This is a genomic window from Microbacterium sp. NPDC058269, from assembly GCF_042881445.1.
Classification (GTDB): Bacteria; Actinomycetota; Actinomycetes; order Actinomycetales; family Microbacteriaceae; genus Microbacterium.
Genome location: NZ_JBHVXT010000001.1, coordinates 187,344 through 200,550 on the forward strand (window position 1 = coordinate 187,344; position 13,207 = coordinate 200,550).

General features: G+C 69.3%; 11 protein-coding genes. 3 read left to right on the forward strand and 8 right to left on the reverse strand.

Annotation, left to right across the window (positions count from 1 at the left end; genetic code table 11):
* Positions 1-107: 107 nt before the first annotated feature.
* A complete protein-coding gene (locus ACFVWL_RS00870) occupies positions 108-1,778 on the forward strand; it encodes a helix-turn-helix domain-containing protein (RefSeq protein ID WP_387180887.1) in 1,671 nt (556 codons plus the stop codon).
* An 84-nt stretch (positions 1,779-1,862) separates the two neighbouring features.
* On the opposite strand, the gene ACFVWL_RS00875 is transcribed toward ACFVWL_RS00870, so the two are convergent.
* Positions 1,863-3,458, reverse strand: a complete 1,596-nt coding sequence (locus ACFVWL_RS00875; RefSeq protein WP_387177433.1) for a peptidoglycan DD-metalloendopeptidase family protein — start codon at positions 3,456-3,458, stop codon at positions 1,863-1,865.
* A gap of 323 nt (positions 3,459-3,781) precedes the next feature.
* On the opposite strand from ACFVWL_RS00875, the gene ACFVWL_RS00880 reads away from it, so the two are divergent.
* Complete coding sequence (locus tag ACFVWL_RS00880) at positions 3,782-4,243, forward strand: Lrp/AsnC family transcriptional regulator (protein ID WP_387180890.1); 462 nt, start codon at positions 3,782-3,784, stop codon at positions 4,241-4,243.
* 30 nt (positions 4,244-4,273) lie between these two features.
* Here ACFVWL_RS00880 and ACFVWL_RS00885 read toward each other — a convergent pair whose 3' ends face one another.
* The 4 genes from ACFVWL_RS00885 to rsmA form a co-directional block, all read right to left on the reverse strand.
* Positions 4,274-4,693 (reverse strand): hypothetical protein, encoded by a 420-nt coding sequence (locus tag ACFVWL_RS00885; protein ID WP_387177435.1) that lies wholly within the window; start codon positions 4,691-4,693, stop codon positions 4,274-4,276.
* Positions 4,694-4,818: 125 nt separating this feature from the next.
* Complete coding sequence (locus ACFVWL_RS00890) at positions 4,819-5,751, reverse strand: 4-(cytidine 5'-diphospho)-2-C-methyl-D-erythritol kinase (protein WP_387177437.1); 933 nt, start codon at positions 5,749-5,751, stop codon at positions 4,819-4,821.
* 7 nt (positions 5,752-5,758) lie between these two features.
* Entirely contained in the window at positions 5,759-6,826 is a 1,068-nt protein-coding gene (mgrA, locus tag ACFVWL_RS00895) for an L-glyceraldehyde 3-phosphate reductase (protein ID WP_387177439.1), read from the reverse strand.
* Between the two features lie 9 nt (positions 6,827-6,835).
* On the reverse strand, positions 6,836-7,729 hold the full coding sequence (gene rsmA, locus ACFVWL_RS00900; protein ID WP_387177441.1) for a 16S rRNA (adenine(1518)-N(6)/adenine(1519)-N(6))-dimethyltransferase RsmA: 894 nt from the start codon (positions 7,727-7,729) through the stop codon (positions 6,836-6,838).
* Between the two features lie 54 nt (positions 7,730-7,783).
* Here rsmA and ACFVWL_RS00905 point away from each other — a divergent pair, with 54 nt between their 5' ends.
* Positions 7,784-9,088, forward strand: coding sequence for an MFS transporter (locus ACFVWL_RS00905; protein ID WP_387177443.1), 1,305 nt, complete (start codon positions 7,784-7,786; stop codon positions 9,086-9,088).
* On the opposite strand, the gene ACFVWL_RS00910 is transcribed toward ACFVWL_RS00905, so the two are convergent.
* The 3 genes from ACFVWL_RS00910 to ACFVWL_RS00920 all read right to left on the reverse strand — a co-directional run bounded on the left by ACFVWL_RS00910 (position 9,067) and on the right by ACFVWL_RS00920 (position 13,191).
* On the reverse strand, positions 9,067-9,960 hold the full coding sequence (locus tag ACFVWL_RS00910; protein ID WP_387177445.1) for a TatD family hydrolase: 894 nt from the start codon (positions 9,958-9,960) through the stop codon (positions 9,067-9,069). The two genes, ACFVWL_RS00905 and ACFVWL_RS00910, sit on opposite strands and share 22 nt — an antisense overlap.
* 17 nt (positions 9,961-9,977) lie before the next feature.
* Positions 9,978-11,570, reverse strand: a complete 1,593-nt coding sequence (gene metG / locus ACFVWL_RS00915; protein WP_387177447.1) for a methionine--tRNA ligase — start codon at positions 11,568-11,570, stop codon at positions 9,978-9,980.
* A 64-nt stretch (positions 11,571-11,634) separates the two neighbouring features.
* Positions 11,635-13,191 (reverse strand): molybdopterin-dependent oxidoreductase, encoded by a 1,557-nt coding sequence (locus ACFVWL_RS00920; RefSeq protein WP_387177449.1) that lies wholly within the window; start codon positions 13,189-13,191, stop codon positions 11,635-11,637.
* Positions 13,192-13,207: the final 16 nt, after the last annotated feature.

A 13,207-nucleotide genomic window follows, 5' to 3' on the forward strand; every position in this document is an offset into this window, starting at 1 on the left:
CCGTGGGGCACGATGATCCTGTCGAAGTCGACCAAGAGTCGATACGATTTCGTCGTGCCCCACAGCTCCGCACCCCACGGCCGCCCCCTACTCTGGGCCCTGTGCTCATGTCCGTGACGACCAGGCCCCGCGCCAGCCTCGGCCGGGTGATCGAAGACCTCGGCAACACCCTGCTCGAGGTGGTGAGCGGTGCAGCCGACGACGACGCCGAGATCGAGACGGTCGTCATCCACGACGTCCTCGACGACGCGATGCCGATGCGCGGTGCACTCGTCCTCGGCGTCGGGCTGAGCGACCCCGACGAGATCGCCGAGCTGCTGCAGACCCTCGCCGCCCAGCATGCCTCCGCCCTCGTGCTGCGCGCTCCGGTGCGGGCCGAGCAACCGGTGCGGGATGCCGCAGAGGCCACCGGCATCCCGGTCCTCGCCCTCACCCGAGGGGCTTCGTGGGCGCAGCTGGCGGCGATGCTGCGGTCGCTCATCGCGGAGGGCGACGTCGGCGACCAGGGCGCCACGACGCTGGGCGGGATGCCGTCGGGCGACCTCTTCGCGCTCGCCAACGCGATCGCCACCCTGCTGAACGCTCCGGTCACGATCGAGGACCGCAACTCCCGGGTCGTCGCGTTCTCGGGGCGACAGCACGAGGCGGACCCGGCACGTATCGAGACGGTCCTCGGACGGCAGGTGCCCGAGCGGTTCGCCCGGCAGCTCGAGGAGAGAGGCGTGTTCCAGGAGCTGTACCGCAGCGAGGATCCGATCGACGTCGGTCCGGTGCTCAACACCGAGGGCCTCCCCTCCTTCCCCCGCGTGGCGCTGGCGGTGCGCGCGGGCGATGAGATCCTCGGGTCGATCTGGGCCGCTGTGCAGGAGCCCCTCTCCCCCGACCGTGTGCGCGCGCTGAAGGACTCCGCCGGCCTGGTCGCCCTGCACATGCTGCGCTTGCGGGCCGGTGCCGACGTCGAGCGCCGACTGCGCGCCGACCTGCTCGCGACGATCCTCGAGGGAGGACCGGGGGCTGCGGATGCCACGGCACGGCTGCGTCTGAGCGACCACCGGTGCGTGGTGCTCGCACTGTCCGCCGCGGAGGAGGTCGACGACGAGCCGTCCGCCGGAGCCCGCGGAGTGGCGGAGAGGCAGCGGATCGCCGACGCCTTCGCCGTGCACCTGGGCGCCGTGTACCTCCGCTCGGCCGTGGCCGTGATCGGCAACGTCGTGTACGCCGTCGTGGGCATCCGCCCGGAGCAGGGCGACACCGACTCCGGCGCGGAGCACAGCGATGCGGACAGCCGCGCCGCCCGTGTCGCGACCGACTTCCTCGGCCGACTCGGCGCGACGAGCGAGATCCGCATCGGCGTCGGGACGGTGGCGGATGCCGCGGCAGGTATCCCGTCATCGCGCGCGAACGCCGACCGTGCCCTCCGTGTGGTCCTCCAGGCACCGTCGCGCGAGCCGGTGGCGCGCTTCACCGCCGTGCAGATGGAGGCGCTGCTGGTCGAACTCGGCGACCTCGTCCGCGCCCGGGGAGATCAGCCCACCGGTCCCGTCGCGCAGCTGCTGGCGCAGGACCGGGAGAAGGGCACGCATCTGGTGGAGACGCTGCGGGCCTGGCTCGATGCCTTCGGGGATGTCGCGGTGGCTGCGGCACGGGTCTACACGCACCCCAACACCTTCCGATACCGACTACGTCGCCTGTCGGAGATCAGCGGACTCGATCTGACCGACCCGGAAGCCCGATTCTCGGCCATGGTGCAGCTGCGTCTGCTCGTGCCCCGCGACTGACGAGTCCCACGCAACGGCAGACAGGGGCACGTCCCCGCGACCATCTGTTGAGACGTTCGCGGGGACGTGACGGCGCCGATGCTCCTACATCGTCGACCACGTTCCGAAGGTACCTCCGGGGCCCGACTGGCACGTGCCGACGACGGCTCCGTTGGTCGCGGCATAGATGCAGTTCACGCCGGCGGCGGTACGGATCCCTACAGGCACCGTGGACAGAAGCGAACCACTGCCGATCTGAGACCAGCCGGCGGCTGCGCTCGGCGGGCTCAGGATGCTCGTCCCCCACATGACTCGATCGCCTCCGATCGTGTACACCGAGTGATATCCGCCGCCGACGATCGCGAATGGGGTAGCGCCGGCCAAGGTGGACGGGCCGGAGCCGAGATTCATCCACGCGCCGAATGCCCCGCCCGGGGTGCTCTGAGTCACGCTGGACACGGTCGAGCCGGCCGCCGCGTACACCGTCACGCGGCCCTGGTCGTTCACTGCGGTCGGCTCCGAGTTGATCTGAGCACCGCCCGCACCCACCGCGCTCCACGATGCGAAGGAACCTCCCGGCGCCTGCTGCTCGGTCCCGTGGACGAACCCGTCCGCCGACTTCGCGAAGAACATGAGGCGATCATCCGCGAGATGCACCAGCGCAGGCCGCCCTCCGAGCACGGTGGTGGTGCTGCCGATGGCGACCCACGAACTGAATGCGCCTCCGGGGCCGCTCTGAGAAGTTCCGGCCACGTAGCCCGCATCGGTCATGGCATAGACACCGATCGCTCCGCTGTCCACCTGGACAGCGACGGGGTCGCTGGCGATCCCCGCGCCGTTCGTCCCGATGGTCGTCCAGGCGTTGAAGGATCCGCCGGCTGCGACCTGGTTCGTCCCGAGAATCGTGCCACCCGACGTCCGTGCGTAGATCGCGATCTGGTCTCCGGCCAGTTGAATCACCGCGGGGCGCCCGACGAGGTTGCCCGGTGCGGAGCCGAGAAGCTGCCATGCGCCGAAGGAGCTCCCCGCGCTGGCCTGACTTGTTCCCCAGAGGTTGCCATCGGACCGGATCGCATACAGGGAGATGCGGTCGTTCGAGTCGATGATCGCCGTCGGGGCCGCGTGGACTCCGGTCGGATTCACCGGACCGGCACCGAGAGGCTGGAGCGCGGTGACGTTCGGCTGACCGCACCAGAAGTACTGGTTGGTGATGTTGGTGCCGTTCTGCCTGATCTCGAAGTGCATGTGCGCGCCCGTGCTGTTGCCCGTGCTCCCCACGCGACCCAGGAGAGCCCCCTGATTCACCGGAGTCCCTGGCGTCAGTGTGACCGAGCCGTAGACCATGTGGGCGTAGCGGGTCGTGTAGCCGCCGGGGTGAGTGATGACGACCTGAGTGCCGTATCCGACGTTCGAGTTCGAATTGATCGCCGTCGCCACCGTCCCGCCGGCCGCGGCGTACACGTTCGTGTTCCCGTTCTGGTTGATGTCCACGCCCTCGTGCGCCGGGCGACTCCCTGCGGGACATCCGCCGACGACATCCGCGACATGCCCGCCGACGGGTGAGACGAACCCGTCTGCGGCTACGGCGGCGGCAGCGGGCACCAGGGTGGCGGCTGCGATGGTGAGAGCGGCCAGGAAAGCAGGAACGAAACGAGTCGAACGGGGAGAGGATGCGCCTCTGCGGCGCGGCAATCGATTCATGGGCACAACCTATTGGCAAGAGATTCCGTGCCGCAGTCCCCTCTTCGGCCTACAGACACCAGGGTTCCCGAGCCGATACGTTGAGAGACTCCCACCCCGCCCCGAAGGGCGGAGCAGGCTGAGGCTCGTGGCCCGTCGCCGTCTGCACCCGGCTCGTGCGGCTCGTGGCCCGGCGGTCGAGTGCGCGTGGTGTCCGCTCGTGGCCGACATCCTGCGTATCTGACACTGATTCCACCACAGGACGATCATTCAGACCATAGAGTTGATTCTGATTGATCGATCCGACCAATCAGACCCCCGCGACGAAGGCGACGGTGATCGATATGGCCAACCTCGACGAGACCGACCGGAGAATCCTCACGGTCCTCGACGGCGACCCGCGGCGCCCGGTCGCCCTGATCGCTCAGGACCTCGGTCTCGCCCGCGGCACCGTGCACGCTCGGCTCGACCGTCTCGAGTCGGGTGGCTATCTGCGTGCGCACAGCTCCCGCATCCTCCCGCAGGCGCTGGGTCGCGGTGTCGCGGCCTCGATCCTGGTCGAGCTCGATCAGCATCAGATCACCGCCGCGATCGACGCGCTCAGCCGGGTCCCCGAGGTGCTGGAGTGCTTCGCCCCCGCCGGCGACACCGACCTGCTGCTGCGCGTCGTCGCGAAGAGCCCCGAAGACCTCTACCGCGTGGCCGAGGTCGTGCGCCTGTGCCCCGGCATCCTCCGCACCTCGACGAGCCTGTTCCTGCGCGAAGTCATCCCGTACCGGGTGAGCGCACTGCTGCAGGCGGAGTAGCGGTCTCCAGAGAGGTCTCGGCCCGAGCCCTCAGGCCCGGGGTGCGAGTCCGGCGTAGAGCAGCGCGCCGCTCTGCGGGTCGTTCATGACCAGTACCTGCTCCCCCACCCGCGGGATCTCCAGCCGCGAGACGAGCGCCTGCAACGCGACCGCCTGCGCGCCGAGCTGCAGAGTGAGCACGACGTGAGGGTTGTCGTTGATGGTCTGCCCCGTGTCCTGCAGCCCGAGCACCGTCGCCGCCTGCGTGGGCACCCCGGCCGCCCGCAGCGCCGCCACGTGCTCGGCCTGGTGGATCGACGAGGTCGCCTGCTGCATGGCCTCGGTGAACTCGCTCCCCATGAACGCCTGGGTCATCTTGCCCATGAAGCCCCGGCCCGCGGCGATGTCGTCGGCCATCTGTAGAGCCTCTTCCTGACGGTCCTGCGACGACTTCCTGTTGAACAGTCCCATGATCACTCCTCCTGTGAACTCGTGCGTTGTGGTCCTGACGCCAGGCTATTCAGGCGTCACGACTACCGATCACAGGAATCGATGAACACCGGATGAACCGCGCGCACCGATGCAGAGGAGGGAGATCAGCCGATGATGCGCGCGCCCGGCACGGGCCCGTGCACGTGGAGCGGGTCGAGTCCGATCTCACGCAGGGAGGACTGCACGTCCTGCGCTGTCTCGGGGTCGGGGCAGAGGAGGGCCACCGTGGGTCCGGAACCGGAGACGATGCCCTGCAGCGCGCCGGCCGCGACACCCTGCCGGATCGTCTCCGCGAGGTCGGGGCGCTCGTACAGCGCCGCGGCCTGCAGATCGTTGAAGAGCGTCTCGGCGAGCTGGACGGGATCTCCGGAGCGCAGCGCCTGCAGCACCGGGATCGGCACGTCGAGCGACAGCGGCGGGTCGTCGGCGAGAGCACCCTCCTCCTCGCGCAGCAGATCGAGGCGCTCGTACACGACGGGCGTCGAGAGACCCTGCGCGCTGGGTACCAGGATCCAGTCGAAGCGACCGCGTGCGAGCGCAGGATTGAGCTGATCGCCACGCCCGGTACCGACCGCCGTGCCACCGTGCAGCGCGAACGGCACATCGGCGCCGAGGCGAGCGGCGAGGTCATGCAGCCGCGTCTGCGACAGTCCGGTGCCCCACAGCGCATCGCAGGCGACCAGGGCTGCCGCGGCATCCGCCGACCCTCCGCCCATGCCGCCGGCCACGGGCACGCTCTTGCGGATCTCGAGGGCGACTCCGCCCCGGTGATCCACGGCCACGGCCAGCAGCTTGGCCGCGCGCATCGCGAGGTTGCGGTCATCGAGCGGAACCGAGTCGATGTCTTCCACACCGGAGACCGTCACCGAGAAGTCGTCGGCCGGGCGCGCGATCACATCCTCATAGAGGGAGACCGCCTGGAAGACCGTCGCCAGCGCGTGGTAGCCGTCGTCATGCCGCCCGCCGACCCCGAGGAAGACGTTGATCTTCCCCGGGGCGCGCACGTGCACGGAATCGGTGAACGCGGCGTGGCTCATGATCGGGTCACAGCTCCGAGGACTTCGCCCACAGGTTGACGTCGATGGCGCCCGCGAGCTCGTCGATGCGGGCGAGCTCCTCGGCCGTGAAGGCGGGACCGTTCACGGCCGCGATGTTCTCGTCGAGCTGCTCAGGACGCGAGGCGCCGATCAGTGCAGAGGCGACCACGGGGTTGCGCAGCGTCCACTGCAGCGCGAGCTGCGCCAGCGACTGGCCGCGGCCCTGCGCGACCTCGTTCAGCGAGCGCAGCGTCTGCACGGCCTCATCGGTGAGCCGGCCCTCCGGCAGTGAGCCGCGCTTCTGCGCACGCTCGGCCGTGCCGTCTCCGAGGTACTTGTCGGTGAGCAGTCCCTGCGCCAGCGGGGTGAACGCGATCGCGCCCAGGCCCGACTGCTCGAGGGTGTCGGTCAGTCCGTCTTCGACCCAGCGGTTCAGGATCGAGTACGCCGGCTGGTGGATGACCAGCGGCGTGCCCAGATCCTTCGCGACGGCGACGGCCTCTGCCGTGCGCTCCGCACTGTAGGAGGAGATGCCCACGTAGAGCGCCTTGCCCTGACGCACGAGGGTGTCGAGCGCGCCGACCGTCTCGGCGATCGGGGTCACGGGGTCGACCCGGTGCGAGTAGAAGATGTCGACGTAGTCGAGGCCCATGCGCGTCAGAGACTGCTCGGCGCTGGCGAGGATGTACTTGCGGCTCGCGAAGTCGCCGTACGGGCCGGGCCACATGTCCCAGCCGGCCTTCGACGAGATGATCAGCTCGTCGCGGTACGGACGGAGGTCTTCGGCGAAGATGCGACCGAAGTTCTTCTCGGCCGAGCCGTAGGGCGGACCGTAGTTGTTCGCCAGGTCGAAGTGGGTGATGCCGCGGTCGAACGCATGGCGCAGCAGGGCGCGCTGGTTGTCGAGCGGGATGTTGTCGCCGAAGTTCCACCACAGACCGAGCGAGATCGGGGGCAGATACAGGCCGGACGCGCCCACCTGCCGGTAGGCGAACTGCTGATAGCGGCTCTCGTCCGCGGCATACGGACGGTGCAGCTCGGGGACATCGGGACGGAAGCGCGGAGAGTCGGTCACGGTGCCAGATTACTGGGTGGGGGCGACGTCGTCAGCGAGAGCCTCAGCCGCGCTCTCCGCGGCTGCCGCATGCTGCGCGATGCGCTGGTAGTCCTCGACCGTGAGGTCCTCCCCGCGAGCCGTCGGCGCCACACCCGCGGCGATCAGCACCTCGGAGGCCGCGGCAGAGCTGCCGAAGATCCCGGACAGCGCCTGGCGGAGCATCTTGCGCCGCTGGTTGAAGGCCGCATCGACGATCTGGAAAGTCCGGCGGCGCTCGTCCTCCGTGCCCCGCTCCCCCTCAGACCGGTCGAACCCCACCAGCAGGCTGTCGACGTTCGGCACCGGCCAGAACACCTGACGGGATACGGTGCCCGAGAGCTTCCACTCGCCGTACCAGGCGGCCTTGACGCTGGGCGAACCGTAGATCTTCGAGCCCGGCTTCGCGGCCAACCGCTCGGCGACCTCGGCCTGGACCATCACGACACCGCGCTGCAGGTAGGCGAAGTTCTCGAGGAAGTGCAGCAGCACCGGCACCGAGACGTTGTACGGCAGGTTCGCCACCAGCACGGTGGGTTCGCCCGGCAGCTCGGTGATGCGCAGCGCATCCGCGTCGACGACCGTGAGCCGGTCGGCCTCGACGCCGTGCATCGCGGCGGTCTGCGCAAGGCGTGCCGCGAGACGGTGGTCGATCTCGACGGCCGTGACGGATGCGCCGGTCTCCAGGATCGCGAGAGTCAGCGAGCCGAGCCCCGGACCGACCTCGACCACGCGCTCGTGCGGCTGCACGCGGGCCGCCTGCACGATCTTGCGGACGGTGTTCGCGTCGGTGACGAAGTTCTGGCCGAGCTTCTTCGTCGGGGTGACGTCGAGCTCGGCGGCGAGGCGGCGGATCTCGGTGGCGCCGAGCAGGGTGACGGTCATCCCCCCATTCTCCCCCACCAACCCGATGTCCCCCGCCGTCAGTAGTCTTCTCTGGTGCCCTCCCTCGGTGAACTCGTCGCGCCCCGCCGCATGGGCCGAGACTTCCGCTGGCTGCTCGCGTCGTCGTGGACGAGCAATGTCGGCGACGGCGTCGCGCTCGCGGCCGCTCCGCTGCTCATCGCGTCGATGACCTCGTCGCCGATCCTGGTGGCCGCCGGCGCGATCCTGCAGTTCCTCCCCTGGCTGCTGTTCGGCCTGCACGCGGGGGCGATCGCCGACCGCTTCGACCGTCGACGCCTGGTCATGTTCGCCAACGCCGCCAGAGCTGTCGTCCTCCTCGCGCTGTGCGTCTTCCTGGTCACGGGTGTCGCGAACATCTGGATCGTGCTCGCCGTCGCTTTCCTCTACGGAACCGCCGAGGTCTTCGTCGACACGGCGGGCAGCACGCTGCTGCCCATGCTCGTGAAGCCCGCCGACCTCGGCATCGGCAACGCGCGACTGCAGGCCGGATACCTCGTCGCGAACCAGTTCGCCGGCCCTCCGCTGGGCGCGTTCCTGTTCGCTGCCGGCACTGCCTGGCCGTTCCTGCTCGAAGTCGTGTGCGTGAGCTTCGCTGTCGTACTCATCTCGCGCATGGCGAAGACACCGGTCCCGCCGCGAGAGAGCGACACCCACCCGCCCGTGCACACCGACATCGCCGAGGGGCTCCGCTGGCTCTGGCGCAACCCTCCGGTGCGCATGCTGGTGCTCATCATCCTGGTGTTCAACATCACGTGGGCGGCTCCCTGGGGCGTGCTCGTGCTCTACGCGACCGAGCATCTGCACATGGGCGCGGTCGGCTACGGAGCCCTCACGACCGCGTCAGCGGCGGGCGGCATCCTCGCCACCCTCAGCTTCGGCTGGTTGGAGCGGCACGTCTCCTTCGCGACGCTGATGCGCGTGGTGCTGTCGCTCGAGGTGCTCATGCATCTCTCGTTCGCCCTCACCACCGCGGGCTGGGTCGCCCTGATCATCATGTTCTTCTTCGGCGCCTACGCGTTCGTGTGGGGCACGATCTCCACGACCGTCCGGCAGCGACTGGTCCCCGCCGAGCTGCAGGGCCGGGTGGCGTCGGTGAACATGGTCGGGGTGTTCGGCGGCATGGTCGTGGGGCAGGCACTCGGGGGCGTGATCGCCCAGGTGTGGGGGCTCACGGCTCCCTGGTGGTTCGCGTTCGTCGGCGCCGCGCTCACGCTGCTGCTGGTGTGGAAGCCCATCTCGCAGATCGTGTCGGCCAAGCCGGTCGCCGAGACCCGACCCGAAGACGTGGAACCCGAGAGTCAGTCGGCGAACGAGCCTCAGGAGTCGAACGAGCCGTAGACCCGCAGGGTGTTCTCGGCGAGCTGGACGCACAGCTCATCCACGTCGATGCCGAGCTCTGCGGCCATGAAGCGCACCGTGATCGGCACGAGGTAGGGCGCATTCGGGCGGCCGCGCAGCGGTACCGGCGTGAGGAACGGGGCATCGGTCTCGACCAGGATGCGATCGAGAGGGGTGACCTGCAGCGCGTCGCGCAGGTTCTGGGCGTTCTTGAACGTCACATTGCCGGCGAACGACAGGTGGTACCCCGCGTCAGCGCAGACACGAGCCATGGCGTCGTCGCCCGAGAAGCAGTGGAACACCGTGCGCTCCGGGGCGCCGACACGGGCGAGCGTCTCCAGCACCGCGTCGTGCGCATCGCGGTCGTGGATCTGCATCGCGATGCCGTGCTTCTTCGCGAGGGCGATGTGCGCCTCGAACGACTCGAACTGCGGCGCCCGGCGCTCGGGCTCGGTGCGGAAGAAGTCGAGCCCCGTCTCGCCGATCGCCCGGGTGCGAGGGTGTGCGGCGAGCTCGTCGATCACCGCGATCGCCTCATCCAGACCGACACCGCCCAGACGCCCTTGCTCGGCATAGGTCGGCGCATCGTTCGGGTGGATGGCGACGGCGGCGAGCACGCGAGAGTCGGATGCCGCAGCCTCGACCGCCCACCGCGACGACTCGATGTCACCCGAGGCCTGCACGACCCCGGCGATGCCGACGGCCGCCGCGCGGTCGAGTTGCTCGGTCAGCGACAGCGGCTCGTCTCCGTCGAGGATCTCCAGGTGCGCATGGTTGTCGTACACCGGAACCGTCAGCGGCTCGGGTGCGGACGGATACTTCAGATCCTTGCGTCCGTCGCCCGAGCGCTCACGCACGTACGTATCGGCCATGTGGTTCAGACCTCGGCTCAGGCCGTGGGCTCCACCCGCGGGAACAGCGGCGCGAGGCCGTTGACGCTGGTGCCGGGGCGCAGCACACCCCAAGCTCCGGCCTCGCGGATCGGCTGGTCCTGCAGACGGCCCAGGGTCTCGGCGGCGCCCAGGGCGATCCAGAGCTTCTCGGTCGACTGCGGCATCACGGGCGACAGCAGCACCGCGAGCGCACGCAGGCCCTCGGCGCAGGTGTACAGCACGGTGCCGAGTCGCGCGCGCTGGTCCTCGTCTCCGCTGTTCGCCTGCTTGGCCAGCGCCCACGGCTCGTTCACGGTGATGTAGCCGTTCAGCGCGTCGACGATCGTCCAGATCGCCGAGATCGCCTCGTCGATGCGGAACTGCGCGATGGACGCATCCGCATTCGTCGCCGCGTCCGCCACGATCTTCTGGATAGCGAGGTCCTTCTCGGTGTACTCGGCCGCGGGCGGCACGACGCCCTCGAAGTACTTCTCGATCATCGCGGTGGTGCGCGAGGCGAGGTTGCCGAAGCCGTTCGCGAGCTCGGCCTGGTAGCGGGCGGACAGGTCTTCCCACGAGAAGGAGCCGTCCTGACCGAAGGCGATCGCCGAGAGGAAGTAGAAGCGGTACGCGTCCGAGCCGAAGACGTCGGTGATCTCGGTCGGCGCGATGCCGGTGAGCTTCGACTTCGACATCTTCTCGCCGCCGACGAGCAGCCAGCCGTGCGCGAACACACCCTTGGGCACGTCGAGGCCGGCAGCCATCAGCAGGGCGGGCCAGATCACGGCGTGGAAGCGCAGGATGTCCTTGCCGACCACGTGGTACGCGGGCCAACGGCGCTCGAACGTCTCCTCGTCGGAGCCGTAGCCGACGGCCGTGGCGTAGTTCAGCAGCGCATCGACCCACACGTAGATGACGTGCGACTCGTCCCACGGCAGCGGAATGCCCCAGTCGAAGGTCGAACGCGAGATCGATAGGTCCTTGAGGCCCTGACTCACGAACGACACGACCTCGTTGCGCGCCGAGTCGGGGCGCACGAAGTCGGGCTGCGTCTTGTACAGCTCGAGCAGACGGTCCTGGAACTCGCTCAGCTTGAAGAAGTAGTTCTTCTCCTGCAGCAGCTCCAGCGGCTTCGAGTGGATCGCGCAGACCTTCAGCCCCTCGAAGGGACCGGTGCCGTCGACGATCTCCGACTCGGGCTTGAACTCCTCGCAGCCCACACAGTAGAGCGCCTCGTACTCGCCCGCGTAGATGTAGCCGCGGTCGTACAGGCGCTGGAAGAACGTCTGCACGTTCGTCTCGTGGCGCTCCTGCGTGGTGCGGATGAAGTCGTCGTTGGCGACGTCGAGCGTCGTCAGCAGCGGGAACCAGCTCTCGCTGACGAGCTTGTCGACCCACTCCTGCGGGGTGACGTTGTTCGCCGCCGCGGCCCGCAGCATCTTCTGACCGTGCTCGTCGGTGCCCGTGAGCATCCAGGTGTCATCCCCCGCCTGGCGGTGCCACCGTGCGAGCGTGTCGACGGCCACCGTGGTGTACCCGTGGCCGATGTGAGGCACATCAGAGGGGTAGTAGATGGGCGTGGTGATGTAGAAGGATTCGCCTGCGGGCATGGAGCAATTCTAGGTGGGATACCGCGGGTGGTTACGCCGTTCGCACGCAGGCCCCGCCCCGCGCTCACGCCACCGACACGTCGATGCGATGCCATCCCTGCGCACCGTCGGGCGCGGGGGCTGCCGGATCCGATGTCTGCGTCTCGCCGTCGACACTGAGCGCCCGGCATTCGACGGTGTGCGCGCCACTCTCCGCCGTCCAATCGAGGCTCCACTGCACCCAGGTGTCGGCGGAGATGGCGGTCGCGAGCTCCGCAGCACGCCACGGACCGTCGTCGATGCGCACCTCGACCCCGGCGATGCCGACGTGCTGCTGCCAAGCCATTCCCGCGATGACCGCTTTCCCCGCGGGGATCGACTGGCCGCGACGCGGGACGTCGATGCGCGACTGCAGCTTGATGGGTCCGCGATCCGACCACCCCCGCGTCGTCCAGTACGCCTTGGCACGGTCGAACCGCGTCACCTCCAGCTGCGTGACCCACTTCGTGGCCGAGACGTAGCCGTAGAGTCCGGGCACCACCATCCGCACCGGGAAGCCGTGCTCGATCGGCAGCGGCTCGCCGTTCATGCCGATCGCGAGCAGGGCGTCGCGATCATCGGTGAGCGCCTCGATCGGCGTCGAGGCCGTGAAGCCGTCGGCCGAGGTCGAGAGCACCATGTCGGCGTCGGCGTCGACCCCCGCTCGTGCGAGCAGCTCCCGAACCGGCAGGCCCAGCCAGCGGGCGTTGCCGATCAGCGATCCGCCGACCTCGTTCGACACGCAGGCGAGCGTCACGTCCGACTCCTGCATCGGCATCGCGAGCAGTTCGTCCCAGGTGATCTCCACCTCGCGGTCGACCATCCCGTGGATGCGCAGCGACCAGTCGGCGGGGTCGACCTGCGGCACGATCAGCGCGGTGTCGATGCGGTAGAACTCCACGTTCGGGGTCACGACAGGAGCGAGGCCGGGGATCGCCAGCTCCGCACCGGCAGGGACCGCCGCTGCCGCACGTGCCGCCCGGGGCAGCTGCAGGGCGTCGCGGACCGCCTCGATCGATCGGCTCGCACCGCGCGCGACGTTTCCGACGATGAGGGCGACCGCGCCCGCTGCGGCGACTCCGGCGGTCCACAGGAGGAACCGCCTCCGGTCCTCATCGTCGGGTCGCAGGCCCGCGACCGGACGCAGTCGAGCGACGAGGAGGCGCAGCGCGATCACCGCGACGAGACCCGCGAGGAGACCGGGCAGCCAGGCGAACGGGCCCGCACCGGGCCGGATCATCGCCGCGACGACGGCGAGCGCACCGAGCGCCCCCAGGATCACCGCCCCGAGACCGGATCGTCTGCGCTCCAGTATCCCGGCGAATGCGGCGACGACGACGAGCACGAGGGCGATGCCCACGATCAGGGCCGCCTTGTCCCCGGTGCCGAACAGCGCGATGGCGGTGTCCTTCGCCCAGCTCGGCGCGAGGTCGATGAGCCCACTCCCGATCACGGCGAACGGGCTCGCGCTCGGCTCGACCACCGCGGCGACGAGCTCCGCCAGGCCGACGGCCAGGAACGACGCGCTCAGACCGGCGGCAGCCGACCGGAGGGTGTCTCCCCGTGTCTCTTCGCCCGGCGTCGCGTGCATCGCGTGCGTCATGACCCGAGGGTAACCC

Excerpts from the sequence above, each read along its gene's own strand:
- ACFVWL_RS00910 (WP_387177445.1), bottom strand. The coding sequence starts at position 9,960 with ATGGCCGATACGTACGTGCGTGAGCGCTCGGGCGACGGACGCAAGGAT.
- metG (WP_387177447.1), bottom strand. The coding sequence starts at position 11,570 with ATGCCCGCAGGCGAATCCTTCTACATCACCACGCCCATCTACTACCCC.
- ACFVWL_RS00890 (WP_387177437.1), bottom strand. The coding sequence starts at position 5,751 with ATGAGCCACGCCGCGTTCACCGATTCCGTGCACGTGCGCGCCCCGGGG.
- ACFVWL_RS00885 (WP_387177435.1), bottom strand. The coding sequence starts at position 4,693 with ATGGGACTGTTCAACAGGAAGTCGTCGCAGGACCGTCAGGAAGAGGCT.
- rsmA (WP_387177441.1), bottom strand. The coding sequence starts at position 7,729 with ATGACCGTCACCCTGCTCGGCGCCACCGAGATCCGCCGCCTCGCCGCC.
- ACFVWL_RS00920 (WP_387177449.1), bottom strand. The coding sequence starts at position 13,191 with ATGACGCACGCGATGCACGCGACGCCGGGCGAAGAGACACGGGGAGAC.
- ACFVWL_RS00880 (WP_387180890.1), top strand. The coding sequence starts at position 3,782 with ATGGCCAACCTCGACGAGACCGACCGGAGAATCCTCACGGTCCTCGAC.
- ACFVWL_RS00875 (WP_387177433.1), bottom strand. The coding sequence starts at position 3,458 with ATGAATCGATTGCCGCGCCGCAGAGGCGCATCCTCTCCCCGTTCGACT.
- ACFVWL_RS00870 (WP_387180887.1), top strand. The coding sequence starts at position 108 with ATGTCCGTGACGACCAGGCCCCGCGCCAGCCTCGGCCGGGTGATCGAA.